The following is a 24,321-nucleotide window of genomic DNA, read 5'->3' on the forward strand; positions in this document are numbered from 1 at the left end:
ACGAAATATCGATCATCGGCTCGTCGGAGTTCGGAAGCGTCCCGGATCCTGAACAGCCCCCCCAGCCCCCCTGGATGTTTCCAGTTTATGGGCTCCGGCGGCCGATGCTTCCTCCAAGCGAGCGCCCGCCCTGCCTTTCCCCTCCCCCTCCCTGGCAAGGCGGGCGTTTCGCTGTCTGGAGCCCGCCAGACAGCGCCACGTCGGCGTCTGACCCCGCCTTAGAGCGACAGGGTCAGGTTCAGGGTCTCTCCATTTCTGAGCACGGTCGCCTCAACCGATCCCGATGCGCTCTGCAGCGCGGTCGCGGCCGCGCGAGCGTCGGCGACGGGCGCGCCGGCGATGGCGGTGATCACATCGCCGGCCGTCAGCTCGGCCTGGGCGGCGGGCGAGCCGGCCGAGACGGCCGTGACCTGGGCGCCGCCGTCCTGGTCTCGCAGGGTCGCCCCATAGGCCAGTACAGACTGGGCGCCGACGATCACGGGCTGATCAGCAGGAGTCTCGACCGCCAGCGACGTGGTCGCCTCGCGGCCGCCGCGCAGATAGGAGACGCTGAGGTCCGAGCCCGGCGCGGCGATGCCGATGGTGGCGTTGACCGAGCCGGCGTTGGCGACGGGGCGGCCCTGGATTCGGGTGATGACGTCGTTGTGGCGCAGGCCGGCGCGCTCGGCCGGCGATCCCGGCGCGACATCGGCGACAACGGCCCCGCGCACGATGCCCAGATGCAGATCGCGCGCGCGTTCGGCGTTCAGCGAGCCGAAGATGGCGCCGGTCGCGCCGCGCTTGACCTCGCCGCTCTTCTTCAACTGGTCGGCGACGTAGAGCATGATCCGCGTCGGCACGGCGAAGGCGATGCCGTCGTTGCCGCCGCCCAGGCCGCCCGACAGGATCGAGGTGTTGATGCCGATCAGCCGGCCCCGGCTGTCCAGCAGCGGTCCGCCGGAGTTGCCCGAGTTCACGGCCGCGTCGGTCTGGATATAGTCCTCGACCGCATCGCCTAGCCCTGAGCGGTTCAGGCCCGAGATGACGCCCATGGTCAGGGTCTGGTCCAGGCCCAGCGGATAACCGACCGCGAAGGCCAGGTCGCCGGTGCGCAGGGTGTCGGAATCCACCGTCTGGACCTGTTTGAGGTTCAGCGGCCGACCGTCGGGCGTGATGCGCAGCACGGCGATGTCGGTCGCCTTGTCCGCCCCGACCAGCACGGCGTCGAACAGGCGGCCGTCCGTCAGATCGACGGTGAACTTTCGCCCGCCCTCGACGACGTGATTGTTGGTGATCACCAACCCCTCGGCCGCATCGACGATGACGCCGGAGCCGGAGGCGTAGGGTTTGGGGTCGGCCGCGTCCGAACTGGGACCACGCGACTGGCCCAGGGTCGTGACCTGAACGACCGCTGGAAGCGAGCCTTCCAGCCCCGACGAGAAGCTGAACACGCCGCGCCGGGCGTCGTAGGGCAGGCCTGCCGTGCCCGATTGCGCCAGCACCGGCGTCGCTGAGGCCAGCAGGGCCAGGGCGACGGCCATGGAAGAGGCGGGCGAAAGGCGGATCGGCATGGGCATTTCCTTGATCGAACGCCGACCCTAGACCGAGTTTTCGTTTCTGACGATGGGTCTGAAGCGAGCGGGGCGCGTGTCGGTCACGTCCAATGAACAGATCGCGATGGGGGTTGCGTCGTCGGCCGTCCGGCGTGACCATGAGGCGACGAAGCAGGGAAGGCCGCCGCCATGAGTCAGACGACGATCGACCGCCGCCGTTCGGGTTCGACCCCGTTCGACCGCCTGTTCCGCGACCACCCGCGCGAGGTCGACGAGACCTATCTGCAGCATATGGCCGCCTCGGCCGGCTTCGGCTTCAAGCTGCTGGGTCTAGCGGGCGCCGCCTTCGCCCACGCGATCGTGCCGGGCGTGCACAAGGCCACCGTCTCGACCGCGATCCGCAGCATGGCCAAGGACATGGGCGGCCGGGCCGAGGAGGCGCGCGAGACCCGGATGCGCGACGCCGGCGTCTGGGACGTGGGCCTCTAGGGCGGTCGAATCCGCCCCGGCCATGCAATCGCCGGGATCCGTGCTATATAGGCCGGCTCAACCTCACGCAGGATCGCCGCCTTGAGCATCACGCTCGATCTTTCGCGCGTCTCTAACGCGCCCGCCGTCAAGGCGCCCGTCAACCTCAGCGGTCTGACGCGCGCCGGCCTGCGCCAGGCCCTGATCGACGCGAACGTCTGTCCGCCCGAGAAGGCCAAGATGCGCGCCAGCCAGGTGTGGAGCTGGATCCACCACTATGGCGTGACCGAGTTTTCGGCCATGAGCAATGTCGCCAAGGACATGCAGGCCAAGCTGGCCGAGCATTTCACCCTGGGCCGCCCCGAGGTCGTCGAGCGCCAGGTGTCCAAGGACGGCACGCGCAAATGGCTGATCCGCACCGCGCCGGGCATCGAGATCGAGACCGTCTATATCCCCGACGTTGGCCGCGCCGGCGCCCTGTGCGTGTCCAGCCAGGTCGGTTGCACCCTGAACTGCACCTTCTGCCACACCGGCACGCAGAAGCTGGTGCGCAACCTGACCGCCGCCGAGATCGTGGCCCAGGTTCAGGTCGCGCGCGACGACCTGGAGGAATGGCCGTCGCCCAAGGAAGACCGGCGCCTGTCCAACATCGTCTTCATGGGCATGGGCGAGCCGCTCTACAATCTGGACCACGTCGCCGACGCCATCGACATCATCTCGGACAATGAGGGCATCGCCCTGTCGCGCCGTCGGATCACGGTCTCGACCTCGGGCGTGGTGCCCCAGCTTCAGGCCTTGGGCGACCGGACGGCGGCCATGCTGGCCATCAGCCTGCACGCCACCAACGATGCGCTTCGCGACGTGCTGGTGCCGCTGAACAAGAAGTATCCGCTGGACCAGTTGATGGCCGCGATCCGCGCCTATCCGGGCCTGTCGAACGCGCGGCGGGTGACGTTCGAATACGTCATGCTGAAGGGCGTCAACGACAGCCCCGAAGAGGCGCGGGCGCTGCTGAAGCTGATCGAGGGCATACCGGCCAAGATCAATCTGATCCCGTTCAATCCCTGGCCCGGCGTCGAATACGAATGCTCGGACTGGAAGACGATCGAACGCTTCGCCGCCATCCTGAACAAGGCCGGCTACGCCTCGCCCATCCGCACCCCCCGCGGCCGCGACATCCTGGCCGCGTGCGGTCAACTGAAGTCCGAAAGCGAGAAGATCAGAGCGTCTGCTCTGCGTAAGGCGGAACAGGCGGCGGCCTGATTCTCGTGTCCTCTCTTGATGAGAGGACACAACCTTCGGACACATAATGTCACGCAGTGTGTCCCCGGCGCGCTTGCGGATTGGGGCGACAATCGGGCAAGGCGTCTGGGCATGGACCCCTCCTTGTCGAACGTCCTTTCCAGCGCCGAGGTGCAGGCTTTCGCCTCGGGCTTCCCGGTCATGGTGATGCACCTGATCGTGACCCTGCTGCTGCTCGCGGCGGGGGCGACGGTCTATGCTCTGCTGACGCCGTGGAAGGAGGTCGCCCTGATCCGTCAGGGCAATGTCGCCGCCGCCATCGCCTTCGCCGGCATTCTGGTGGGGTTGGCGGTGCCGCTGGCGGTGTCGCTGGCGGTGTCGACCTCGGTGCGAGACATCGCCATCTGGGGCGTGGCGACCGTGGTGCTGCAGCTTCTGGCCTTCCGGGTCGTGGACCTGCTGCTGACGGGCCTGCCCGAGCGGATCCGCCACGGCGAGATTTCGGCGGCGGTGGTGCTGCTGGGCGCCAAGCTGGCGACGGCCGTCATCCTGTCCGCCGCGCTGACCGGCTGATTGGCCGGAGCGATGCAGTTTCCCCGCCTGCCGGACTGGGCCATCTACTCAGCGGTGGCGGCCGTGTTTCTGGCGGTGTCCCTGGGGCGACGCGAGAACGCCGATGCGCCGCCGGTCGCGCAGGCCGACGCCGATGTGGCCGAGGGCGCGCTGTTGGGCCCCATCACCCCCTTTGACGCCGCCGTAACCGTCGATGCGGGCGAGGCGCCGTTCAAGCCGTCGTCGGGCACGGCCTTCTCCATCGCAGGACGGGGGCGCTGGGTGACGGCGCGCCATGTCGTCGAAGGGTGCCGCAAGCCGGCGCTGGTGGTCGGCGAGGGGCGGGCGGTCGCAGCCGACGTCCGTCTGGCACCGCGCGCCGACGTCGCCTTGCTGATCACCGACGGCGGTCCCGCAGCGCTGCCGGTGGCGGTCGAGGCGCCGCTGCGCAAGGGTCAGCGCGCCTTCCATCCGGGCTTTCCTCAGGGGCGTCCGGGCGAGGTGACGTCACGCCTGTTGGGGCGCGAAACGCTGAAGGTCTTCGGGCGCGGCGCGCGCGACGAGCCGGTGCTGTCCTGGGCCGAGGTCGGGCGCACCAACGGGCTTGAGGGCACATTGTCGGGCCTGTCCGGCGCGCCGGCCCTTGATGCGCAGGGCCGCGTCGTGGGCGTCACCATCGCCGAGGCGCCGAGACGGGGCCGGATCTATACGACGGCGCCGGAGACGTTCGGGCCGGCCATTCGCGGCGAACAGACGCCGGCCGACGACGCGCGCGGCCAGACCATCACGACCGAGGATTACGGCCAGGTAGCCAACCGGCTGAGACGCGACCTGCGCGTGGCCCAAGTGGTGTGTCTGTCGGTCTAGCGGACGGAAATTGCACCCGACGAAAAGGGTGCAACGGCGTGCAATTCGGCGCCAGGAGACGGAAATCGAAGGGATAAATCTCCGCTCGAATTGCACGCGTGCAATTCTCGAGGCCGGTCGGGCCCGACCTTGAGAATCAAGGACTCGGCGTGGGGATCGCGATGTCAAAGATCGGGGATGGATCATATCCCCGTTCGACGCCCGTATGGATGATTGTCGACGATGGCCCGAAAGTCCCTGAAAAGAGACGACTTCGGTCCTGAAAATAGGACGGCTGGCGGCCGACCCCCTCCTTCGCCGCCAGGGGAAGGAGGGGGCTTGCCGATCCGGCCTTACTTCAGCGAGCCGGTGTTCAGGTTCAGGGCGCCCGCCTCGATGACTTCGAGGTTCGGGTGTTTGGCGCGCAGATCGTCCAGGAACTTGGAGCCGTCGCCGACGATGACCAGGCTGGCGCGGTTGACCGGCAGGTGTTCGGCGAAGGCGGCCTCGACCTGTTCCGGCGTGACGGCGCGGACCCGGCCGGCGTAGTCGGCGAGGTCGCTCATCGGCAGATCATAGAGCGCCAGGTTGGCGACCAAGGCGCCCAGGCCGTCGACCGTCTCCAGCGAGCGGCCGAAGCCGCCGATCAGGGTGGCGCGGCGCGGGGCCAGATCGGCCTGGGTCGGGGTCTCGGTTCCCAGCTTGGCGATCTCGGCCAGGATCAGATCGGCGACCTCGTCGGCGGTTTCGTTCTTGGTCTGGGTCGAGGCGGTGAACAGGCCCGAATCCGCCCGTGCGCCCAGCGACGACGAGGCGCCGTAGGACAGGCCGCGCTTGATGCGGATTTCCTGGTTCAGGCGCGACGAGAAGCCGCCGCCCAGCAGGGTGTTGCCGACCGTCAGCGGGAAGAAGTCCGCATCGGTGCGCGACACGCCGCGAACGGCGGCGACGACCGCGGCCTGACCGGCGCCGGGTTGGTTCACCACGACAATGCGCGGCGCCAGGGGCTGGCCGGCCGGATTGGTCGCAGCGGCCGGGGCCGCGCCGGCCGGACGCCAGTCGCCGAACGCCTGTTGCGCCAGGGCGCGGGCGGCGGCCGGCGTGATGTCGCCCGAGAAGACCAGGGTCGCGTCCGACGGCCGGTAGCGGGCGGCGTGGAAGGCGGCGACGTCGGCCGCCGTGATGGCCGGGACCGTCTGCTGGGTGATCGTCGCGCCATAGGGGGCGTCGCCGTAGATGACGCGGCCGACCGTCATGCCGGCGATGGACGCCGGCTGGCTGAGGGCGACGCGCAGGCCGTCCAGGGTCTGGGCCTGCTGACGTTCAAGCTCTTCGCCGGCGAAGGTGGGGTTCTTCACCAGATCCGCCATCAGGGCGACGGTTGCCGGGAAGGCGTTCGAGGGGGCGTTGGCGTAGACGTTCGAGAAGTCGACCCCGGCCGATGCGCCGACGCTGGCGCCCAGCTGTTCGATCTGGGTGGCGATTTCGGGCGCGGTCCTGGTCTTTGTGCCCTGGGTCAGAAGCGCGGCGGTCATGGCGGCGACGCCGGCCTTGTCCGTCGGGTCATCGGACGAACCGGCGTCGAAGCTGAGGCGGGCGGAAACCAGCGGCACGCCGTCGGTCGGGGCGACCAGGACGCGCAGGCCGTTATCGAGCCGGAAGTCGGCGACGGTCGGCGTCACGGGCGCGACCTCGGCGCCCGGCTGGGGCAGGGGCTTGCGCTCCGCCTCGGGCAGCAGGACGGCGGGCGGACCGGCGGGGGCCAGGTCGGCGACCTTCACGGGGGCGTCCACGTTCATCTTCTGGACCGAGGCGGGGTTCTGGTCGTCGGCGGCCAGGAAGGTGATCGTCGACTGGCGCTGCGGCGTCAGATATTTGCGGGCGACGCGCTGGATGTCGGCGACGGTGACGGCCTGGATCTGAGCGACCTCTTCGTCGGCGGCGGCGGCTGAGCCGGTGTTGATCAGCGAGAAACCCAGGGCGGTCGCGCGGTCATCCACCGTCTCGCGGCTGCGCAGGGCGTCGGCGACCAGTTCGTTCTTGGCCTCGGCCAGTTCCTCGGCGCTGACGGGCGTGTCGCGCAGCTTGCCGATCTCTTCGTTCAGGGCGGCGATGCCTTCCTCGGCCGTGTGACCTTGGGCCATGATCGCCAGGGCGGACAGATTGCCGGCCTGCTGCGAGAAGTCGGGGGTCGAGCCGATCTGGGCCGCGATCTGCTTGTCATAGACCAGCGAGCGATACAGGCGGCTGGATTCGCCGGTGGACAGGATGCCGTCCAGAACGGTCAGGGCGGCGCGGTCGGCGTCGGCGTATTTCACCGTCGGCCAGGCGACGACGGCGGCCGGCAGCGGCACGTTCGGCGCATAGTAGGTGACGTTGCGCGGGCCCGTCGGCTCGGGCTCGACGACATTGTTGGTCGGGATCGGCGTGGTCGGGTTCTTCAGCGGGCCGAAATACTGATCGACCCAGCGGTCCAGTTGGGCCTGATCGAAGTTGCCGGCCACGATCAGATAGGCCGCGTCGGGGCGATAATAGGTGGCGTGGAAGCGGCGCACGTCCTCCAGCGACGAGGCCTCCAGCTCCTCGATCGAGCCGATGCCCGGACGGCGATAGGGGCTGTCCTGATAGATGGTCTCGGGCACGAACAGGCCAAACAGGCGGCCGTAGGGGTTGGCGAGGATTCGCTGGCGATATTCCTCCTTCACCACGTCGCGCTCGGCGACGAAGGTCGGCTCGTCCACAACCAGCGAACCCATGCGGTCGGCCTCGGCGAACAGCATCCGCTCCAGATGGTTGGCGGGCACGGTCTCGAAATAGGCGGTGGTGTCGTCGGCGGTGAAGGCGTTGTTGGAGCCGCCCACGTCCTCGGTCAGCCGGTCGAAGGTCTCGGGCGGCAGGTTGGTGGTCGACTTGAACATCAGGTGTTCGAACAGGTGGGCGAAGCCCGAACGGCCGGCCGGATCGTCCTTGGAGCCGACCTTGTACCAGACCTGGACCGTGACGTTCGAGGTGTCGGCGTCACGCGCCGAATAGACCTCCAGCCCGTTCGCCAGAACGCGCTTGGTGAAGCCCAGCGGGGGCACGGTCACGCCCTGCGGCGCCTGCCCCGTCGATTGAGCGGCGGCCGCGGCGGGCGCGGCGCCCTCTGCGAAGGCGGGGGCGGCGAGGCCGAGAAGGAGGGCCGAGGCGGCGGCTGTGGCGATCAGGCGGGATTTCATGAAAGGCTCCGAAGCCCGGAACGCCGGGCGCCGAGACCGTATCAGCGATTGGGCGTCTTGCACCTTACCGAGCTGTAATGAACCGGATAAGGCGCGGGTCGTTGATGGACAAAACCCCGACGGCGCTCTATTCGCCAATAGGTCGCATCCCAGCGACGACCCAAGCCGAGGACGCGTGCCGAGACGAGCGAAAGCGACTTCTGTCTCCGACGAAAAGATCGCGGTCTGGGCCTTCGTCCTGCAAAATATGGTTACTCCGCCCGCCGTCCTCTACGGCAGCTGGGCGGCCGCCGGGCTGATCCTGGCGGCCCTCGGGCAGCCGTGGGTGGGGCTGGGGTTCGCCCTGGTCGGCATGGCGTTCGACGCCTGGGCGCAGGGGCGCGTCAGGCGATACCAGAAGGCTGAGGCGCCCGTCGCGGGCTGGCCCCCGTTGCTGATGGCCATCGTGGCGATCCGGTTCGCCCTGGGGGTATCCGGGCCGCTGATCGCCTGGCTGATGAACCCCCGCGCCGATGTGATGCTGGTGGTGGTGTTGATCCAGGTCTGGTCGATCGGCGTGGCCTTCGTTCAGTTCAGCGCGGCTCCTCGGCTGTTGGCGCTGGCGGCGGCGCCGATCTGCGCGACCGTGCTGGTCGTGATCTATCCCTCGCTGATCGGGCCGCACGGTCTGGCGGTGGCGGCGGCCTTCGTCATGCTGGCGACAATCCTGTTCATCATCTCGCGCGCGACCCACGCCCTGTGGTGCGACCTGTTCTCGGCGGACCAGCGCAACAAGGCGTTGCTGATGGACGTGCAGGCTGCGCATGAGGCGGCCGTGCGGGATCGCGACGCCGCGCGATGCGCTCGTCAGGAGGCCGACGAAGCCAATGCCGCCAAGTCCCGCTTCCTGGCCAATATGAGCCATGAAATCCGCACCCCTCTGAACGGCGTCATCGGCATGGCGCAGATCATGGCGGGCGACGCGCTGGAGGACCGGCAGAAGACGCGGCTGGAGACTCTGGATCGGTCGGCCCACACCCTGCTGGACCTGATCAACCAGATCCTGGACCTGTCGCGGATCGAGGAGGGGCGGTTGGAGATCGTGCCGCAGCCCATCGATGCGGACGCCCTGGTCCACGAAGTCACAGAGACGCTGCGGCCCTTGGCCGAAAGCAAGGACCTGGCCTTCCACGTCGTGTCGCCGGGCCTAGGCTGGGTCAGCGCCGATCCGGTTCGACTGCGCCAGATCCTGTTCAACCTCTTGTCCAACGCCATCAAGTTCACGACAGAGGGGCAGGTGGCGCTGGATGTCGCGCTGACGGGCGCCGGGGCGGTGTTTTGCGTGTCGGACACCGGGCGGGGCATACCGGCGGACCAGATCGGGCAGCTCTTTACGCGCTTCGCCCAGATCGAGGCGGCGGCCGTCGACCGGCGCGACGGGGCCGGGCTGGGCCTGTCGATCGTGGCGACCCTGGTGGAGCTGATGGGCGGTCGGATCGAGGTGGAGAGCGAGGCGGGCGAAGGGGCGACCTTCGTCGTCACGCTGCCGCTGACGCCAGCGCAGCCCGTGCAGGTCGGTGAGGATGCGCCGGACGCCGAGCCGGAGCGGGCGCTGCGGGTGCTGGTCGCGGAGGACCACCCGGTCAATCAGCAGGTGATCCGGGGCCTTCTGGGCCAGGTCGGGATCGAGGTCGAGATCGTCGATGATGGGCTTCAGGCGGTCGAAGCGACGCAAACGCGCGACTGGGACCTGATCCTGATGGATGTGCAGATGCCGAACATGGACGGACCGACGGCGACCCGGACGATCCGGCAGCGTGAGGCCGACCAGGGGCTGGTGCGTACGCCGATCATCGCCCTGACGGCCAATGCGATGGTGGAGCAGGTCGAGAGCTATCTGGCCGCGGGCATGGATGCCGTGGTCAGCAAGCCCATCGATCTGAAACGGCTGCTGACCACCATTTCCGACGTGATGTCCGCCAAGACCTAGTCGCGGAAGACCTGGACGCCGATCTCGCCGGCGGGCGTCAGCCAGGCGTGCTTCATGCCCTGGCTGTTGAACGGGGCGGCGATGTTTCCGGCGGCGTCCAGGGCGATCATTCCGCCGTCGCCGCCCATCTGACCGATCTCGTCGATGACGGCCTGGGTCGCCTCGGCCAGCGACTGACCGGCGGCGACGCGCCAGGCGACCTGGGCGGAGGCGGCGACGCGGATGAAATATTCGCCCTGGCCGGTGCAGGAGGTCGCGGCGTGGGCGTCGGCCCAGGTTCCGGCGGCGGGGATCGGCGTGTCGCCGACGCGGCCCGGCATCTTGCCGAACACCCCGGCGGTCGAGGTGGCGGCGGCGAGACGGCCCTGGCTGTCCAGCACGCAGGCGCCGACAGTGCCGTGGCTGAGGATGCCGGGCGGATGGTTGTCCTCGCCCTTGCCGGCGCCGGTGAACCAGGCGGCTTCGTCGGCGATGGGCTCCAGCCCCTGGTCGTGGGCGAACAGGGCCGCGCCGTCGCCCACCAGCATGACGTGGGGGGTGCGATCCATCACCGCGCGGGCGGCGACGACGGGATTGCGGAACCCTTGCAGGGCGGCGACGGCGCCGGCGCGTTTCGTCGATCCGTCCATGATGCTGGCGTCCAGCTCATAGGCGCCGGCGAGATTGGGGGACGCGCCCTTGCCGGCGACATAGAGGCCCGAATCCTCCAGCATGACGACGGCGGCGGTGGCGACATCCAGGGCGCTGTCGCCCGCGTCCAGCCGGACCTTCATGGCTTCCACCACTTCGCGCATGTGCACGACCTCGGCGTCGTAGTTGCGTTCGCGCCGGGCGCCGGCGCCGCCGTGGAGGATGAGGGCGGTCATGTCGTCTTCCTGAGCCTTGTCCTTATCGCCTCTTTCAAACGGGCGTGGCGCTCTTTAGCGTCGCGATGAAGGCCGCGCCATGTCGGTCCAAGGGAAAACGGCCTCAAGCAGCGCAAAGCGCGATAGGCCCAGAAAGGAAACTTTGATGCGCGCTGTTCTGTCCAAGACGCCTGGCGGCCCCGAAACCCTGGTCGTGGAGGACGTGCTCGACCCGACGCCCAAGGCGGGCGAGGTGATCATCGAGGTCAAGGCGGTGGGGATCAACTATCCCGACACCCTGATCATCGAGGACAAATACCAGTTCCGGCCCGAGCGGCCCTTCTCGCCGGGCGCCGAGGTCGCGGGCGTGGTCGAGGCGGTGGGCGAGGGCGTCAAGGGCGTACGCAAGGGCGACCGGGTCATCGCCGTGCCGGGCTGGGGCGGACTGGTCGAGCGGCTGGCGGTGCGGGCCGAGACGGTCATCCCCATCCCCGACGTCATGAGCTTCGAAGAGGCGGCGGCCCTGATCATGACCCATGGCACCAGCTACTATGCGCTGAAGGACCGGGCGCAGCTGAAGGCGGGCGAAACCCTCTTGGTGCTGGGCGCGGCCGGGGGCGTGGGCGCCGCCGCCGTCGAACTGGGCAAGGCTATGGGGGCCAAGGTGGTCGCCGCCGCCTCGACCAACGACAAGGTCGAGTTCGCGCTTGAACTGGGCGCCGACAACGGCCTGATCTATCCGTCGGGACCGATGGACAAGGCGGCGCAAAAAGAGCTGTCCGGCGAGTTCAAGCTGGCGACCGGCCGCGACGGGGCGGACGTGGTCTATGACGCGGTCGGCGGCGACTACGCCGATCCGGCGCTGAGGGCCATGGACTGGAACGGGCGCTATCTGGTGGTCGGCTTTCCGGCGGGCATTCCTTCCCTGCCGCTGAACCTGACGCTGCTGAAGTCGGTGTCGGTGATCGGCGTCTTCTGGGGTGCGGCGGTGATGCGCGATCCCAAGGCCCACGCCGCCAACATGGCCGAACTGATGCAGATGTACGCCGACGGCAAGATCAGGCCGCGGGTCTCGAAAACCTTCCCGCTGGAAAAGGCCGGCGAAGCGATCAAGGCGCTGGGCGACCGTCAGGCGCTGGGCAAGATCGTGGTGACAGTCGAGAGCTGAAGGATCAGGCCGACGGGCAGCGGAAGTCCTCGCGCGGAACGCCCGACACCGACGACAGGCGCTCCGCCGGCAGCTTGATCGTCAGGCCGGAACGCTCCAGGTGGAAGTCGTAAATAGCCCCCAAGAGGCCAGCCATCGGGCAGCCCGTGACCCGCGCGCCCTGGGCGTCAAGGCCCAGGGCCAGGCCCTCGCCCATGCTGCCGGTCCAGCGGCCGACCTTGACCCGAACCGCGCCTGAGTGATGGCGGCCGGGGCGGGGCAGCACTTCTTCGATCCACTGGCGCGGCACGCCGGTTTCGCGCTCTTCCGCCATCAGGCGGTGCACCTGATAGGCACGGGCTTCGCTCACGAACCAGCCCATGACCGCGCGTGCGACGACCGTGTTGCCGCCGCTGGGGGTGTCGGTCAGATCCAGGATGATCGTCTCGTTGCGGCGGGCTTGGGTCATGGCGGCGTCGAAGGCCGCGATGGTGCGGTCGTCGCCTAGGGAATCGTTGAAGGTGATCGTCAGGCCGTCCCTTCCGCGCGTGGTCGTGATCGGCCCGGCGCCGGGGCGCGGGGCCGCATAAAGGTTCGACAGCTCCAACTCCCGCTGCAGACCGTCGCCGCGCTGGAGCGTCAGGCGACGCGGGCGGTCGCGGCGTCCGGCCGCCAGCACGCGCACGGCGTAGCTGGCGTCGCCGCCCGACTCTAGGCCCAGATCGCGCCAATAGGCGGCGACGGCCTCGTCCGTCGGGACGCCGTCGATCCGGATCAGCCGGTCGCCCACCGTCACTCCGGCGCCCTGGGCCGGGGATCGGTCGCGTACGGCTGTGATGCGATAGAGGCCGCCCTCGGGTTCGATCCAAAGGTCGGCGTAGCTGGGGACGATGGCCCAGCTGTCGGAGAACGAACTGCCAGTGATGACATGGGCGTCCGCCAGCAGCGCCAGCCGCCGCTCGGCGTAGCGCAGCAAGGTGGCGCTGTCGTGAACCGCATCGGCTTCGGCGCGCAGACGCTCGGTCATGGGCGCCTGGCCAGACGGGAAGCGGTCCAGATAGGCGTAGTTCGCCGCGATCAGCCCGTCGATGGACCGGGCGTCGCTCCTAAAGTCTTCGGCTGTCGGCGCGCTTGTTTGGGACAGGGCGGCAAGCGGCAGGCCGAATGTGGTGAGGGCGACGAACGGCGCCAGGCGCTTCAACAAGGACAGGGCCAAAATTGAGTCTCGCCTGGTCACCAGACAACTGAATAATCGGTAAGCTGAGCTATTTCGCCTTCAGCCGCTGCACCGCGTCCTCGGCCTGGTCGCGGTGGCGGCGTTTGATGTTGGCGCCGACCAAGGCCAGCAGGGCGGTGATGACGGCCGCATCGTCGGTGTAACCGATGCCCGCGAAGATGTCGGGAATGGCGTCCACCGGCATGACGAAATAGGCCAGGCCCGCGAAGATCATGCCCTTGGCCGCCATCGGCGTCTGCGGATCGCGCGCGGCGTACCAGGCGGCCAGGGCCTGGTCCGCAAAGGGGATATGGGCGGCCGTGCGCTGGATCTTGGGCCAGAAGCCCTTGGTCACGCGGGCCTCGTTGATCTTCACGACCGACGGCACGAGCGCCTTTTTCGGGTCCAGGACATCCGACGGATCGGCGGGTTTGGCTTTGGCGGTCATGGCCGCTAAATCCTCAAACGAAACTCAGGTTCACGACAATATAGGAACGATCAGGATGAAACTCGACAACACCATCGCCGCAGTGGTCACCGGCGGCGCCTCGGGCCTGGGCGAAGGCACCGCGCGCGCCATCGCGGCGACGGGGGCCAAGGTCGCCCTGTTCGACCTAAACGCAGAAAAGGGCGAGGCTATCGCCGCCGAGATCGGCGGCGTCTTCTGCCAGGTGGACGTGACTGACGACGCCTCGGTCGCCGCCGCCTTCGAAAAGGCCCGCGCCGCCCATGGCCAGGAGCGCCTGACCGTCAACTGCGCTGGCATCGCCACGGGCCAGAAGACCGTCTCGCGCAAGAAGGACACCGGCGAGATCAAGGCCCACGACATGGCCCAGTTCGAACGGACCGTGCGGGTCAATCTGTTCGGCACCTTCCGCGTCCTGTCGCAGTCGGCGGCGGGCATGGTGACGCTGGAGCCGATGGCGGACGGCGAGCGCGGCCTGATCGTCAACACCGCCTCCGTCGCGGCTCAGGACGGCCAGATCGGCCAGGCGGCCTATTCGGCGTCCAAGGGCGGGGTCTATGCCATGACCCTGCCTATCGCGCGCGATCTGGCCCAGGAAGGGGTGCGCTGCAACACCATCCTGCCCGGCATCATGTGGACGCCGATGATGGCCGGCATGGATCAGAAGATTCAGGACGCCCTGGCCGCCGCCATCCCCTTCCCCAGTCGCCTGGGCACGCCGGCCGACTATGCGTCGCTGGTGCTGGAGCTGGCGCGAAACGTCTACATCAACGGTGAATGCATCCGTCTGGACGGCGCCATTCGTCTGGCGCCGCGCTGACGCGCGGAAGGGCGCTACGCTCGCGACGCGGTCGCTCGCTGCTTGAGCGCAAAAGCGCTTAGGCGGCGAGCAGCAAAGCGTTTCAGCGGCGACCGTAAAGGCAAATATCGGGCTCAAGCAGCGCGAACCGCTATAGCCCGAAAAAACCTCTTGCAGGACCGATCAACCCTCCGCTATACGCCCCCTCCTCGACGGGGAGCGCACCTAGCTCCTACGGAGTGCGGGCGTAGCTCAGTGGTAGAGCACAACCTTGCCAAGGTTGGGGTCGAGAGTTCGAATCTCTTCGCCCGCTCCAAGTCGAGACGAAAAAATCAGGGGTCTGTCGGTTGCGGCAGGCCCCGATTTTTTATCCGCTGCCTGAGATATTTTCAGATCAGCCCGGCGATGAGCGTCAGCACGCCCAGACCGATCGACAGCGGCGCGCGCAGCGCGAGCCAGCCCTCTGGCGTCAGACCGGCCGCCTTCAGCTTCAGATCGACCAGGACGCTGGCGGCGATGAAGACGCCCAGCACGACCAGCGACACGGCCGGATCGGAGCCCGCCGCCCAGACGACGCTGGTCGCCAGCGCGAGAAGCGAGGGCGCCACAGAGGCGATCCAGACCCATTTGGGCGCCTTCAGGCCCGTCGCAGCCGCCAGTCCCCACCAGACGCCGCCAAGGAAGCTGAAGATCAGGGCGGCGTAGGCGTAGGCCAGGCCGAGGGCGGCGGTCTGCTGGTCCGCGTCGCCTGCAACAAGGACGGCGACCGCCGCCGCCTGGGGCAGCAGGCCGGCGAAACCCAGGATGCGGGCGAGCGGCGGCAAGCGATGTCGGCCGGTGGGTTCAATCGTCATCGGACACCTGTCGAGGCGGGTTGCGATCCAGACTGTAGAGGACGCCCGTATAGGATGGCGAGCCCGTTCGCCGTCGCCGAGAGCCTTCGACCGTCATGACACCCTTGCTCGTCTGGTATGATGGCGGCTGTCCCCTGTGCCGACGCGAGATCGCCCTGATGCGTCGGCTGGATCGACGCGGCGCGATCCGCTTCGTCGATGTGTCGGATGGTCAGACAAGCTGCCCGCTGGATCGCGAGACGCTGCTGGCGCGATTCCACGCAACGGAGAACGGCAGGCTGCTGTCGGGCGCGGCGGCGTTCGCGGCGATGTGGCGGGCCATACCGCTGTTGCGCCCGCTAGGCCTGGCCGCACGCATCCCCTGGGTCCTTGCGGCGTTGGAGAGGGCGTACCGGGTGTTTCTGCGCCTGCGTCCTCGACTTCAGTCTCTCGCTCGCAAATGGGCCCGGTGATGGAAATAACGCATGTCCGTGCTTAGGCTGGTGCTGGGCGATCAGCTGTCGGACGACCTGTCGGCGCTGGAGGGGCTGAACCCAGACGTCGACACGGTTCTGATGGCCGAGGTTCGCGACGAGGCGACCTATGTCCGGCATCACAAGCAGAAGCTGGCCCTGGTCTTCGCCGCCATGCGCAATCACGCCGAGCGGCTGAAGGGGTGGGGCGTCAATGTGCGCTATGTGCGGATCGACGACGCGGACAACAGCGGCTCGATCACCGGCGAACTGGCCCGGGCGCTGGACGACGGCGCCTATGAAACGGTGGTGATGACCGAATGCGGCGAGTGGCGGTTGGCCGAGCATCTGGCCGCCTTTGCGGAAGGGGCGGGGCTGCCGGTCGAGATTCGCGAGGATCGCCGCTTCATCAGCGGCCACGAACGTTTTCGCCGCTGGGCCTCGGGCAAGTCGCAGCTGCGCATGGAGTTCTTCTATCGCGAGATGCGCCGCGCGACGGGCATACTGATGGACGGCGATCAGCCGGAGGGCGGGCGCTGGAACTATGACGCCGAGAACCGCAAGAAGCTGGCCAAGGGCGTGACGCCGCCCAATCGCCTGCGCATCCGGCCCAACGCCGTGGCGCGCGAGGCGATGGCGGATGTCGAGCGACTGTTCGGCGACCATTTCGGATCGCTGGACGGATTCGGCTGGGCCACGACGGCGGAGGATGCGGAAGCCTCGCTGAAGCACTTCCTGAAGGATGTCCTGCCCTCATTCGGGGACTGGCAGGACGCGATGGCGGAGAATGAGCCGTGGATGTGGCACGGGCTGATCTCGACCTCGATCAACCTGGGACTGCTTGACCCGCTGGATGTTTGCAAGCGCGCCGAGGCGGTCTATCGGGCGGGCAAAGCGCCGCTGAATGCGGTCGAAGGCTTCATCCGGCAAATCCTGGGATGGCGCGAGTTCGTGCGCGGCATCTACTGGCTGAAGGCGCCGGAGTATCGGGCGCGCAACTTCCTGGATGCGGACCGCAAGCTGCCGTGGTTCTACTGGTCCGGCGAGACCGACATGGCCTGTGTCGCCGACGTGGTGAAGACCACGCGCGACAACGCCTACGCTCACCATATCCAGCGGCTTATGGTGACCGGCAATCTGGCCTTGCTGCTGGGCGTGCATCCCGATCAGGTCGATGACTGGTATATGTGCGTCTATGCCGACGCCTATGAATGGGTCGAGATGCCGAATACGCGCGGCATGGCCCTGTTCGCCGATGGCGGCATCGTCGGGTCCAAGCCCTATGCGGCCTCGGGGGCCTATATCGACCGGATGAGCGACTACTGCGGGTCGTGTCGCTATGACGTGAAGAGCAAGAGCGGCGATGCCGCCTGCCCGTTCAACCGGCTGTACTGGGGCTTTCTAGAGCGCAATCGCGACCGGCTGCGGGACAATGTGCGGCTGGCCATGCCCTACCGCACGCTGGAGAAGTTCGGAGAGGCCAAGCGCAAGGCCCTGGCGGCCGAGGCGGAGGCGTGCCGGACCCTGCTGGGCGCGACGCCGATCGATTGACGGTGGAACCCCAGGCCCAGCGCGACCATTTGCCTTGCTGTTTCGTCCTGCTCGAAGAGGCCGCTCCGTGACCCTGCCCCGCCGTTCCGCCCTTGTCCTGGCCGCCGCCGTCGCAGCCTCGGCCCTGTCCGCCTGCGCCTATAACGAAGCGCTGGGCCGCAATCAGTTGCTGTTGGTGGACAACGCCGCCCTATCGCAGCAATCGACCGCGGCCTGGCGAGAAGCGATCGCCAAACCAGGCGTGATGACGACCGGCGCCCAGGTCGACCGGATCCGGCGCGTCGGCGACCGTCTGGTCCAGGCGGCGGGTCTGGGCGGTCGGACCTGGGACTATGCGGTGTTCACGGAGGCCAGCCCCAACGCCTTCGTTCTACCGTCCGGCCAGATCGGCGTGACGACCAGCCTGTTGGCCCTGGTTCAGAACGACGACCAGCTGGCCAGCGTGATCGGTCACGAAATCGGGCACGTCGTCGCCAACCATGCGGCCGAGCGCGCCTCGAACCAGACGGTGACCAGCGTCGGTCTGGCGGCCGTCGGGGGGGCTGCGGGTCGCTACGGGGATGCGGTCAATGCCTATGGCGGTCTGGCCGCCCAATACGGCCTGCTGCTGCCCTATTCGCGGCGCGACGAGCTGGAGGCCGACCGTCTGGGCGTGGACTATATGGCCGGGGCCGGGTTCAAGCCGTCGCAGGCGGTGGCGCTATGGCGACTGATGGCGGCTCAGCGTCAGACCCAGACGCCGCAGTTCGCCTCGACCCACCCGTCGGACGCGACCCGGATCGAGGCGCTGCAGCAGTATATCGCCAGCCGCGGCTGGAACTGATCAGACCCGGATGTCGAGGTAGGAGCCGGGACGCATGATCCGCGGCTCCTCGCGCTGGGCCGGGGCGGGGGGCGCCTCGACCGGCCGGGCCGGGTTGGCGGTGCGAATCGTGGACATGACGGCCGCGGCCGGGACCGGCGGCTTGGGCGCCGCAGTCTGATCCACCGCATTCTGATTCAGGGCGGCGCGGAAGAAGGCCGCCTGGGCGCTGCGGGCGCTCGGCAGATCAAGGCCCTGGGCGGGCGTGTTCAGCGGCAGGCCGGGACGAATCGCGCTCATGCCGACATGGTTAATGGAAACCCTCGAAAAAGGGTTAACGCAGCCTCACCGCTTGGTCGGCGCGGGACGAGGCGGGGCCTGCATGGAGGCGACCAGGCGGTCGATGTCGGCGTCGTCCAGCAGGGGGCCGGACTGTTTGGCGGTGATGCGGCCCATGGCGTCGACGGCTAAGGTCTCGGGCACGCCGGAGATGCCGAGGTCGAGGCCCGCACGACCTTCGCGGTCCACCAGCACCATCGAATAGGGATCGCCCAGTTCGTCGAGGAAGGCGCGGGTGGCGACCGGCTCGTCCTTGTAGGCGATGCCGACCACGGCGACGCCGCGCGCCTTCAGCGCCAGCAGCTTGGGGTGTTCGATCCGGCATGGCGCGCACCAGGAGGCGAACACATTGACCAGCATGGGCCGACCGACGCCGGCGGTCTTCAGGTCCAGATTGCCCGGTCCCGCCTGATCGCCCGACAGCAGGGGCAGGACCGTCTCGGGGATCGGCTGTCCGACCAGGGCGTCGGGCTTGAACGCCGGATCGCGCTTCAGCGACCAGCCGACGAACAGGGCCGCGAGCGCCACGATGACCGCCAGCGGGATCAGGGCCAGCCAACGGTTCATTTTTGTTGTCCTATCGCGCTTCGCGCTACTTGAGGACGGGCTGAGTCTGCCGCTTCAGACGGGAGAACTTGGTCTGCTTCCAGCCGGGCCAGTTCGCGCTTCCATTTGCGGGAGGCGACGACGGCGCGGATGGTCAGGACGATCAGCACCAGGGCGCTGACGCCCCAGGCGGGCCAGACGAATGCGGCGTAGGGGGTCATGTCGAGGTCGAGCATGGCTTCAGGCCTCCTGAGCCAGACGGGCGCGCAGGGTCGTGACGCGGCGGCGGCGGATCTCGGTGCGGATGGCGGTCAGCCACAGGGCCGCGAACAGCACGCCGTAGGCCGCCAGCATGGTCAGAAAGGGCGGCAGATAGACGGGGTCGAGGCCCGAGGAGCCAGGCGTCAGGAAGCTGGCGGGCTGATGCAGGGTGTTCCACCAATCGACCGAGAATTTCACGATCGGCAGATTGATCAGGCCGACCAGACCCAGGACGGCGGCGGCGCGCCCGGCCTTCTGCTCGTCGTCGATCGAGGCCCTCAGCGCCATATAGCCGAGGTAGAAGAGAAACAGCACCAGCACGCTGGTCAGGCGCGCGTCCCACACCCACCAGGTCCCCCACATCGGCTGGCCCCATAGCGAGCCGGTGAATAGGGCCAGGGCCGTGAAGGCGGCGCCCGGCAGGGCGGCGGCGCGGGCGGCGGCGTCGGCCAGGGCGTGGCGGAAGACCAGCGCAAAAAAGCTGGATACGCCCAGCGCCGCATAGGCGCCCAGGCCCAGGGTGGCGGCAGGCACGTGGACGAACATGATCCGCACCGTGTCGCCCTGCTGATAATCGGCCGGAACGGTGAAGCTGAGCCAGGCGCCGACGCCCAGCAGCACGGCGGCGAGCCCCCACAGAACGGGCGTCAACGGGCCGGTGAAGGCCATGAAGCGCTGCGGATTGGACAGGCCGAACATCAGTTCAGCGCTTACGCGGCGAAGGGACGGCGGGCAAGCTCACCCTTGCGCGTTGCGAACGGCGGCGGCCCCGGCGAAGGGCGCGACGACAGCGGCGAACAGGACGTAGGCGCAGAGCAGAGCCAGCGCCGGGCCGACCGGCTGGCCCGATCCGGCGCGCTCCAGGGCGCCCGCGCCGAAGACCACGGGCGGGATGAACAGCGGCAGGACGACGACGGCGATCAGCAGCCCGCCACGCTTGGCGCCCAGCGCAAGGGCGGCGCCCAGCGCGCCGGTGAAGGCAAAGCCCGCGCCGCCGATCAGGGCGGTCAAAGCGACCAGCGGCGTCAGCGAGGCGGGCAGGCCAAGCGCCAAGGCGGCGACCGGGGCGGTCAGGGCGAGCGGCAGACCGACGGCGATCCACTGGGCCAGGGCCTTGATCAAGACGACCTGCTCCAGCGCCAGATGGCCGAGGGCCAGCAGATCCAGCGCCCCGTCCTCCATGTCGCGCTCGAACAGCCGCTCCAGCGACAGCAGGGACGCCAGGGCGAGCGCCAACCACGCGACGCCGCCGGCGACAGGGCCGAGCGTGCGCGGATCGCCGCCGGCCGCCAGCGGCAGTATGGCGGTCAGGCAGGCGAAAAAGCCGCAGGCCAGCAAGGGGCCGCCGCCCCCGCCCCAGGCCAGATCCAGTTCGCGCTCCAGCAGCACGCGCGTCGCGCCGCGCAGGCCAGGCGGACGGGGTTCCTGATCGACATCGCGACGGCTCACTTCAGCGCCCCCAGATCGAGAGCGCGGGTCGGCAGCGGCAGGGGGTCGTGGACGGCGGCGACGATCAGGCCGTCGGCGTCCAGATGACGCTGCATCTGTTCGGCGAAGGCTTCGCGCCAACGCGTGTCCAGCGGCGCCATCGGTTCGTCCAGCAGCCACAGGGCGCGCGGCGATCCGACCAGCCGGCCCATGGCCAAGCGACGGCGCTGACCGGCCGAAAGACGCCGGACCTCCAGGTCCAGCAGGGGCTTCAAGCCGAAGGCCTCGACGGCTTGGTCGACGCCGTACTGGGTGTGGCCCAACCAGTCGCACTGAAACCCCAGCTCTTCGCGCGCGGTGCGGCCGCCCTTGAGCCCGTCCAGATGACCGAGAAAGTGGGTTTCGCGTCCACGCGCCTGTCGTTCGTCCAGCCGATTGCCGTCGCCGTCCTGGAAGGCGACCGTCCCGGCATCGGGGCGCAACAGGCCCGCGATCGCGCGCAGCAGACTGGTCTTGCCTGCCCCGTTTGCGCCCGTCAGGGCCAGCACCTCGCCGGCGCGCAAGGTCAGGTCGAGACCATCGAACAGTCGGCGCTCGCCGCGCGAGACGGTCAGGCCGGAGAGGGCGAGGGTGTGGATCATGAGGGCATCTCCCTCCCCGCTCCGGGGAGGGTGGCCGAGCACAGCGAGGTCGGGTGGGGGCGGCGGCGTGATACATCGCTGATCGCTCTCGCCACAAGCCGTGCGCCCCTGCCGGGCCGCCCCCACCCGGTCGCTGCGCGACCACCCTCCCCGTTCCGGGGAGGGAGAGGCAGGGCGTGTTTTCTGCGAACCCTTCTCAATGTCCACGTCAGGGGTGTGGACACATGGACGGTGCGGCGCGGCGGGGCTATAGGCACGGTCGCCGCAGCAGGCTTTCGCCGCGCGCGCAGGGGCCCTGTGAGCCGCTGCGTCTGCCGCGCGAAGGCGCAACCGGATTGTCGGGCGGCGCTGACCAGAGGAACTCTCCATGCCGTCGATCGACAGCTTCAAGACCCGCCAGGACCTTTCCGTCGGGCGTAAGAAATACGCCTATTACAGCCTTCCCGCCGCCGAGGAAGCCGGTCTGACCGGGATTTCCCGCCTGCCGCGCTCGATGAAGGTGCTGCTGGAGAACCTGCTGCGCAACGAGGACGGCGTTTCCGTCACCGAAGACGACCTGAAGGCTGTCGCCGCCTGGGTCGAGAACAAGGGCTCGGTCGAGCACGAGATCGCCTTCCGTCCGGCCCGCGTGCTGATGCAGGACTTCACCGGCGTGCCCGCCGTGGTCGATCTGGCCGCCATGCGCGACGCCATGAGCGCCCTCGGCGCCGACGCCGCCAAGATCAACCCGCTGGTGCCGGTCGATCTGGTCATCGACCACTCGGTCATGGTCGACAACTTCGGCACGTCCAAAGCCTTCGGCCAAAACGTCGAGCGTGAATACGAGCGCAACATCGAACGCTACAACTTCCTGCGCTGGGGTTCGTCGGCCTTCAACAACTTCCGCGTCGTGCCGCCCGGCACCGGCATCTGCCACCAGGTGAACCTGGAGAACCTCGCCCAGACCGTCTGGACTCTGGAAGAGGGCAAGAAGACAGTCGCCTATCCCGACACCGTCGTCGGCACCGACAGCCACACCACCATGATCAACGGCCTGGCCGTCCTGGGTTGGGGCGTGGGCGGCATCGAGGCCGAGGCGGCCATGCTGGGCCAGCCGATCCCGATGCTGATCCCCGAGGTCATCGGCTTCAAGCTGACGGGCACGATGCCCGAAGGCACGACGGCGACCGACCTGGTGCTGACCGTCACCCAGATGCTGCGCAAGAAGGGCGTGGTCGGCAAGTTCGTCGAGTTCTTCGGCGACGCCCTGCCCAACATGACCATCGAGGACCAGGCGACCATCGCCAACATGGCCCCGGAATACGGCGCGACCTGCGGCTTCTTCCCCGTCTCGGCCGCCACCATCGGCTATCTGACCGCCACGGGCCGCGACAAGGCGCGCGTCGCCCTGGTCGAAGCCTATGCCAAGGCGCAAGGCCTGTGGATCGACGAGAATTCGGAAGACCCGGTCTTCACCGACGTGCTGGAACTGGACATCTCGACCGTCGTGCCGTCGCTGGCGGGTCCGAAGCGTCCGCAGGACCGCGTCGAACTGACCACCGCCGCCCCGGCCTTTGAAACCGCCCTGACCGACGTCTTCGCGCGCCCGGCCGACGCCCCGCGCGCCGAGGTCGAGGGTGAGAAGTTCACCGTCGGCGACGGCGACGTGGTCATCGCGGCCATCACCTCCTGCACCAACACCTCCAACCCGTCGGTGCTGATCGCCGCCGGCCTGGTGGCGCGCAAGGCCAATGCGCTGGGTCTGAAGGCCAAGCCCTGGGTCAAGACCTCGCTGGCCCCCGGATCGCAGGTCGTGACCGACTATCTGACCGACGCCGGCCTGCAAAAGGACCTGGACGCCCTGGGCTTCAACCTGGTCGGCTATGGCTGCACCACCTGCATCGGCAACTCGGGTCCGCTGGATCCGGCCATCTCCAAGGCGATCAACGACAACGCCTTGGTCGCGACCTCGGTCCTGTCGGGCAACCGCAACTTCGAAGGTCGCGTGAACCCCGACGTCCAGGCCAACTATCTGGCCTCGCCGCCGCTGGTCGTGGCCTACGCCATCGCCGGCTCGATGCGGATCGACATCACCAAGGATCCGATCGGTCAGGACAAGAAGGGCAACGACGTCTTCCTGAAGGACGTCTGGCCGACCACGCAGGAAATCGCCGACATCCAGCGCAAGTCCGTCACCCCGGCCATGTTCGCCAAGCGCTACAAGGACGTGTTCAAGGGCGACAAGCACTGGCAGGCCATCAAGGTCACCGGCGGTCAGACCTATGAGTGGGACGACAGCTCGACCTACGTCGCCAACCCGCCCTATTTCGACGGCCTGTCGATGGACCTGACCCCGGTTCAGGACGTGGTCGAAGCGCGCGTTCTGGCCATCTTCGGCGACTCGATCACCACCGACCACATCAGCCCGGCCGGTTCGATCAAGAAGACCTCGCCCGCCGGCGTCTATCTGACCAACCACGGCGTCGAGGCGGCCGAGTTCAACAGCTACGGCGCCCGTCGCGGCAACCACGAAGTCATGATGCGCGGCACCTTCGCCAACATCCGCATCAAGAACCGCATCACGCCCGAGATCGAAGGCGGCGTGACCAAGCACTTCCCGTCGGGCGACACCATGTCGATCTATGACGCGGCCATGCGGTATCAGTCGGAAGGTCGCCCGCTGGTCGTCTTCGCCGGCAAGGAATACGGCACCGGCTCGTCGCGCGACTGGGCGGCGAAGGGCACGCGTCTGCTGGGCGTTCGCGCCGTCATCGCCGAAAGCTTCGAGCGCATCCACCGTTCGAACCTGGTCGGGATGGGCGTCGTGCCGCTGCAGTTCAAGCAGGACGGCTGGTTGAAACTGGGCCTGACGGGCGAAGAGATCGTCACGATCCGCGGCCTGTCGGACGCCAACATCGGCAAGCTGAAGCCGCGTCAGGACCTGTGGGTCGAGCTGTTCCGCCCGTCGGACGGCAAGATGGCCCGCTTCCCGGTCCGCTGCCGCATCGATAACCAGACCGAGCTGGACTATCTGCTGGCCGGCGGCGTCATGCCCTATGTGCTGCGCAACCTGGCGCGCGGTCCGGAAACCGAAGCGCCGATCGCCGCCGAATAGGTCGCGGTTCGTCCAGACAAGAAAGAGGGCCGGCGGAGCGATCCGCCGGCCCT

Annotated in this window: 23 protein-coding genes and 1 tRNA gene; 12 read left to right on the forward strand and 12 right to left on the reverse strand. The window is 68.3% G+C overall.

Going from position 1 to position 24,321, the window contains the following annotated elements; translation table 11 throughout:
• Positions 1-218: 218 nt before the first annotated feature.
• A complete protein-coding gene (locus HF680_RS10150) occupies positions 219-1,550 on the reverse strand; it encodes a trypsin-like peptidase domain-containing protein (RefSeq protein WP_205196202.1) in 1,332 nt (443 codons plus the stop codon).
• Positions 1,551-1,721: 171 nt separating this feature from the next.
• On the opposite strand from HF680_RS10150, the gene HF680_RS10155 reads away from it, so the two are divergent.
• The 4 genes from HF680_RS10155 (at position 1,722) to HF680_RS10170 (ending at position 4,661) form a co-directional block, all read left to right on the forward strand.
• Complete coding sequence (locus tag HF680_RS10155; protein ID WP_185224983.1) at positions 1,722-2,021, forward strand: DUF6356 family protein; 300 nt, start codon at positions 1,722-1,724, stop codon at positions 2,019-2,021.
• 81 nt (positions 2,022-2,102) lie between these two features.
• Positions 2,103-3,263, forward strand: a complete 1,161-nt coding sequence (gene rlmN, locus HF680_RS10160; RefSeq protein WP_185224984.1) for a 23S rRNA (adenine(2503)-C(2))-methyltransferase RlmN — start codon at positions 2,103-2,105, stop codon at positions 3,261-3,263.
• 111 nt (positions 3,264-3,374) lie between these two features.
• On the forward strand, positions 3,375-3,815 hold the full coding sequence (locus tag HF680_RS10165) for a DUF350 domain-containing protein (RefSeq protein WP_091751531.1): 441 nt from the start codon (positions 3,375-3,377) through the stop codon (positions 3,813-3,815).
• Between the two features lie 12 nt (positions 3,816-3,827).
• Positions 3,828-4,661, forward strand: coding sequence for a S1 family peptidase (locus HF680_RS10170; RefSeq protein WP_185224985.1), 834 nt, complete (start codon positions 3,828-3,830; stop codon positions 4,659-4,661).
• A 332-nt stretch (positions 4,662-4,993) separates the two neighbouring features.
• On the opposite strand, the gene HF680_RS10175 is transcribed toward HF680_RS10170, so the two are convergent.
• Entirely contained in the window at positions 4,994-7,858 is a 2,865-nt protein-coding gene (locus HF680_RS10175) for a M16 family metallopeptidase (protein ID WP_185224986.1), read from the reverse strand.
• 247 nt (positions 7,859-8,105) lie between these two features.
• On the opposite strand from HF680_RS10175, the gene HF680_RS10180 reads away from it, so the two are divergent.
• A complete protein-coding gene (locus HF680_RS10180) occupies positions 8,106-9,827 on the forward strand; it encodes an ATP-binding protein (protein ID WP_185224987.1) in 1,722 nt (573 codons plus the stop codon).
• On the opposite strand, the gene HF680_RS10185 is transcribed toward HF680_RS10180, so the two are convergent.
• Positions 9,824-10,693, reverse strand: a complete 870-nt coding sequence (locus tag HF680_RS10185; RefSeq protein ID WP_045809998.1) for an isoaspartyl peptidase/L-asparaginase family protein — start codon at positions 10,691-10,693, stop codon at positions 9,824-9,826. The genes HF680_RS10180 and HF680_RS10185 overlap by 4 nt on opposite strands.
• A 145-nt stretch (positions 10,694-10,838) precedes the next feature.
• On the opposite strand from HF680_RS10185, the gene HF680_RS10190 reads away from it, so the two are divergent.
• The gene (locus tag HF680_RS10190) at positions 10,839-11,840 is read left to right on the forward strand and encodes an NADPH:quinone oxidoreductase family protein (RefSeq protein ID WP_185224988.1); all 1,002 of its coding nucleotides are present in this window, start codon (positions 10,839-10,841) and stop codon (positions 11,838-11,840) included.
• A 4-nt stretch (positions 11,841-11,844) separates the two neighbouring features.
• On the opposite strand, the gene HF680_RS10195 is transcribed toward HF680_RS10190, so the two are convergent.
• The gene (locus HF680_RS10195) at positions 11,845-13,035 is read right to left on the reverse strand and encodes a S41 family peptidase (protein ID WP_205196203.1); all 1,191 of its coding nucleotides are present in this window, start codon (positions 13,033-13,035) and stop codon (positions 11,845-11,847) included.
• A gap of 49 nt (positions 13,036-13,084) precedes the next feature.
• Entirely contained in the window at positions 13,085-13,483 is a 399-nt protein-coding gene (locus HF680_RS10200; RefSeq protein WP_185224989.1) for a YkvA family protein, read from the reverse strand.
• Between the two features lie 55 nt (positions 13,484-13,538).
• Here HF680_RS10200 and HF680_RS10205 point away from each other — a divergent pair, with 55 nt between their 5' ends.
• A complete protein-coding gene (locus HF680_RS10205) occupies positions 13,539-14,321 on the forward strand; it encodes an SDR family NAD(P)-dependent oxidoreductase (protein ID WP_039243834.1) in 783 nt (260 codons plus the stop codon).
• Between the two features lie 220 nt (positions 14,322-14,541).
• Positions 14,542-14,616: transfer RNA gene (locus tag HF680_RS10210), tRNA-Gly, on the forward strand.
• 73 nt (positions 14,617-14,689) lie between these two features.
• Here the strand turns inward: HF680_RS10210 and HF680_RS10215 are convergent.
• Positions 14,690-15,154 carry a DUF3429 domain-containing protein gene (locus HF680_RS10215; protein ID WP_185224990.1) on the reverse strand — a complete coding sequence of 155 codons (465 nt, stop codon included), beginning with the start codon at positions 15,152-15,154 and terminating at the stop codon, positions 14,690-14,692.
• Positions 15,155-15,249: 95 nt separating this feature from the next.
• Here HF680_RS10215 and HF680_RS10220 point away from each other — a divergent pair, with 95 nt between their 5' ends.
• From HF680_RS10220 to HF680_RS10230, 3 genes are all read left to right on the forward strand, one after another.
• Positions 15,250-15,606 carry a thiol-disulfide oxidoreductase DCC family protein gene (locus HF680_RS10220; protein ID WP_161639833.1) on the forward strand — a complete coding sequence of 119 codons (357 nt, stop codon included), beginning with the start codon at positions 15,250-15,252 and terminating at the stop codon, positions 15,604-15,606.
• A 12-nt stretch (positions 15,607-15,618) separates the two neighbouring features.
• Positions 15,619-17,157 (forward strand): cryptochrome/photolyase family protein, encoded by a 1,539-nt coding sequence (locus HF680_RS10225; protein ID WP_185224991.1) that lies wholly within the window; start codon positions 15,619-15,621, stop codon positions 17,155-17,157.
• Between the two features lie 67 nt (positions 17,158-17,224).
• Positions 17,225-17,980, forward strand: coding sequence for a M48 family metallopeptidase (locus HF680_RS10230; protein WP_185224992.1), 756 nt, complete (start codon positions 17,225-17,227; stop codon positions 17,978-17,980).
• On the opposite strand, the gene HF680_RS10235 is transcribed toward HF680_RS10230, so the two are convergent.
• Genes HF680_RS10235 through ccmA form a run of 6 tightly spaced genes read right to left on the reverse strand, consistent with a single transcriptional unit; the run spans position 17,981 to position 21,174 of the window.
• A complete protein-coding gene (locus HF680_RS10235) occupies positions 17,981-18,259 on the reverse strand; it encodes a hypothetical protein (protein WP_039243838.1) in 279 nt (92 codons plus the stop codon).
• Positions 18,260-18,304: 45 nt separating this feature from the next.
• Entirely contained in the window at positions 18,305-18,865 is a 561-nt protein-coding gene (locus HF680_RS10240; protein ID WP_185224993.1) for a DsbE family thiol:disulfide interchange protein, read from the reverse strand.
• Positions 18,862-19,080, reverse strand: coding sequence for a heme exporter protein CcmD (gene ccmD, locus HF680_RS10245; RefSeq protein WP_185224994.1), 219 nt, complete (start codon positions 19,078-19,080; stop codon positions 18,862-18,864). The genes HF680_RS10240 and ccmD overlap by 4 nt, the downstream gene beginning before the upstream one ends.
• 4 nt (positions 19,081-19,084) lie before the next feature.
• A complete protein-coding gene (locus HF680_RS10250; protein ID WP_185224995.1) occupies positions 19,085-19,804 on the reverse strand; it encodes a heme ABC transporter permease in 720 nt (239 codons plus the stop codon).
• Between the two features lie 39 nt (positions 19,805-19,843).
• Positions 19,844-20,554 carry a heme exporter protein CcmB gene (ccmB, locus tag HF680_RS10255; protein ID WP_137720592.1) on the reverse strand — a complete coding sequence of 237 codons (711 nt, stop codon included), beginning with the start codon at positions 20,552-20,554 and terminating at the stop codon, positions 19,844-19,846.
• A complete protein-coding gene (gene ccmA, locus HF680_RS10260) occupies positions 20,551-21,174 on the reverse strand; it encodes a heme ABC exporter ATP-binding protein CcmA (protein ID WP_185224996.1) in 624 nt (207 codons plus the stop codon). Before ccmA ends, ccmB begins: the two co-directional genes overlap by 4 nt.
• Positions 21,175-21,541: 367 nt before the next feature.
• On the opposite strand from ccmA, the gene acnA reads away from it, so the two are divergent.
• Positions 21,542-24,268 (forward strand): aconitate hydratase AcnA, encoded by a 2,727-nt coding sequence (acnA, locus tag HF680_RS10265; protein WP_185224997.1) that lies wholly within the window; start codon positions 21,542-21,544, stop codon positions 24,266-24,268.
• Positions 24,269-24,321 lie beyond the last annotated feature (53 nt).

This window comes from Brevundimonas huaxiensis (assembly GCF_014218725.1).
Lineage (GTDB): Bacteria > Pseudomonadota > Alphaproteobacteria > Caulobacterales > Caulobacteraceae > Brevundimonas > Brevundimonas huaxiensis.

Coding starts and splice junctions, on each gene's coding strand:
- HF680_RS10150 (WP_205196202.1), bottom strand. CDS start 1,550: ATGCCGATCCGCCTTTCGCCCGCCTCTTCCATGGCCGTCGCCCTGGCC.
- HF680_RS10155 (WP_185224983.1), top strand. CDS start 1,722: ATGAGTCAGACGACGATCGACCGCCGCCGTTCGGGTTCGACCCCGTTC.
- HF680_RS10165 (WP_091751531.1), top strand. CDS start 3,375: ATGGACCCCTCCTTGTCGAACGTCCTTTCCAGCGCCGAGGTGCAGGCT.
- HF680_RS10170 (WP_185224985.1), top strand. CDS start 3,828: ATGCAGTTTCCCCGCCTGCCGGACTGGGCCATCTACTCAGCGGTGGCG.
- HF680_RS10175 (WP_185224986.1), bottom strand. CDS start 7,858: ATGAAATCCCGCCTGATCGCCACAGCCGCCGCCTCGGCCCTCCTTCTC.
- HF680_RS10180 (WP_185224987.1), top strand. CDS start 8,106: ATGGTTACTCCGCCCGCCGTCCTCTACGGCAGCTGGGCGGCCGCCGGG.
- HF680_RS10185 (WP_045809998.1), bottom strand. CDS start 10,693: ATGACCGCCCTCATCCTCCACGGCGGCGCCGGCGCCCGGCGCGAACGC.
- HF680_RS10190 (WP_185224988.1), top strand. CDS start 10,839: ATGCGCGCTGTTCTGTCCAAGACGCCTGGCGGCCCCGAAACCCTGGTC.
- HF680_RS10200 (WP_185224989.1), bottom strand. CDS start 13,483: ATGACCGCCAAAGCCAAACCCGCCGATCCGTCGGATGTCCTGGACCCG.
- HF680_RS10205 (WP_039243834.1), top strand. CDS start 13,539: ATGAAACTCGACAACACCATCGCCGCAGTGGTCACCGGCGGCGCCTCG.
- HF680_RS10215 (WP_185224990.1), bottom strand. CDS start 15,154: ATGACGATTGAACCCACCGGCCGACATCGCTTGCCGCCGCTCGCCCGC.
- HF680_RS10220 (WP_161639833.1), top strand. CDS start 15,250: ATGACACCCTTGCTCGTCTGGTATGATGGCGGCTGTCCCCTGTGCCGA.
- HF680_RS10225 (WP_185224991.1), top strand. CDS start 15,619: ATGTCCGTGCTTAGGCTGGTGCTGGGCGATCAGCTGTCGGACGACCTG.
- HF680_RS10235 (WP_039243838.1), bottom strand. CDS start 18,259: ATGAGCGCGATTCGTCCCGGCCTGCCGCTGAACACGCCCGCCCAGGGC.
- HF680_RS10240 (WP_185224993.1), bottom strand. CDS start 18,865: ATGAACCGTTGGCTGGCCCTGATCCCGCTGGCGGTCATCGTGGCGCTC.
- ccmD (WP_185224994.1), bottom strand. CDS start 19,080: ATGCTCGACCTCGACATGACCCCCTACGCCGCATTCGTCTGGCCCGCC.
- HF680_RS10250 (WP_185224995.1), bottom strand. CDS start 19,804: ATGTTCGGCCTGTCCAATCCGCAGCGCTTCATGGCCTTCACCGGCCCG.
- ccmA (WP_185224996.1), bottom strand. CDS start 21,174: ATGATCCACACCCTCGCCCTCTCCGGCCTGACCGTCTCGCGCGGCGAG.
- acnA (WP_185224997.1), top strand. CDS start 21,542: ATGCCGTCGATCGACAGCTTCAAGACCCGCCAGGACCTTTCCGTCGGG.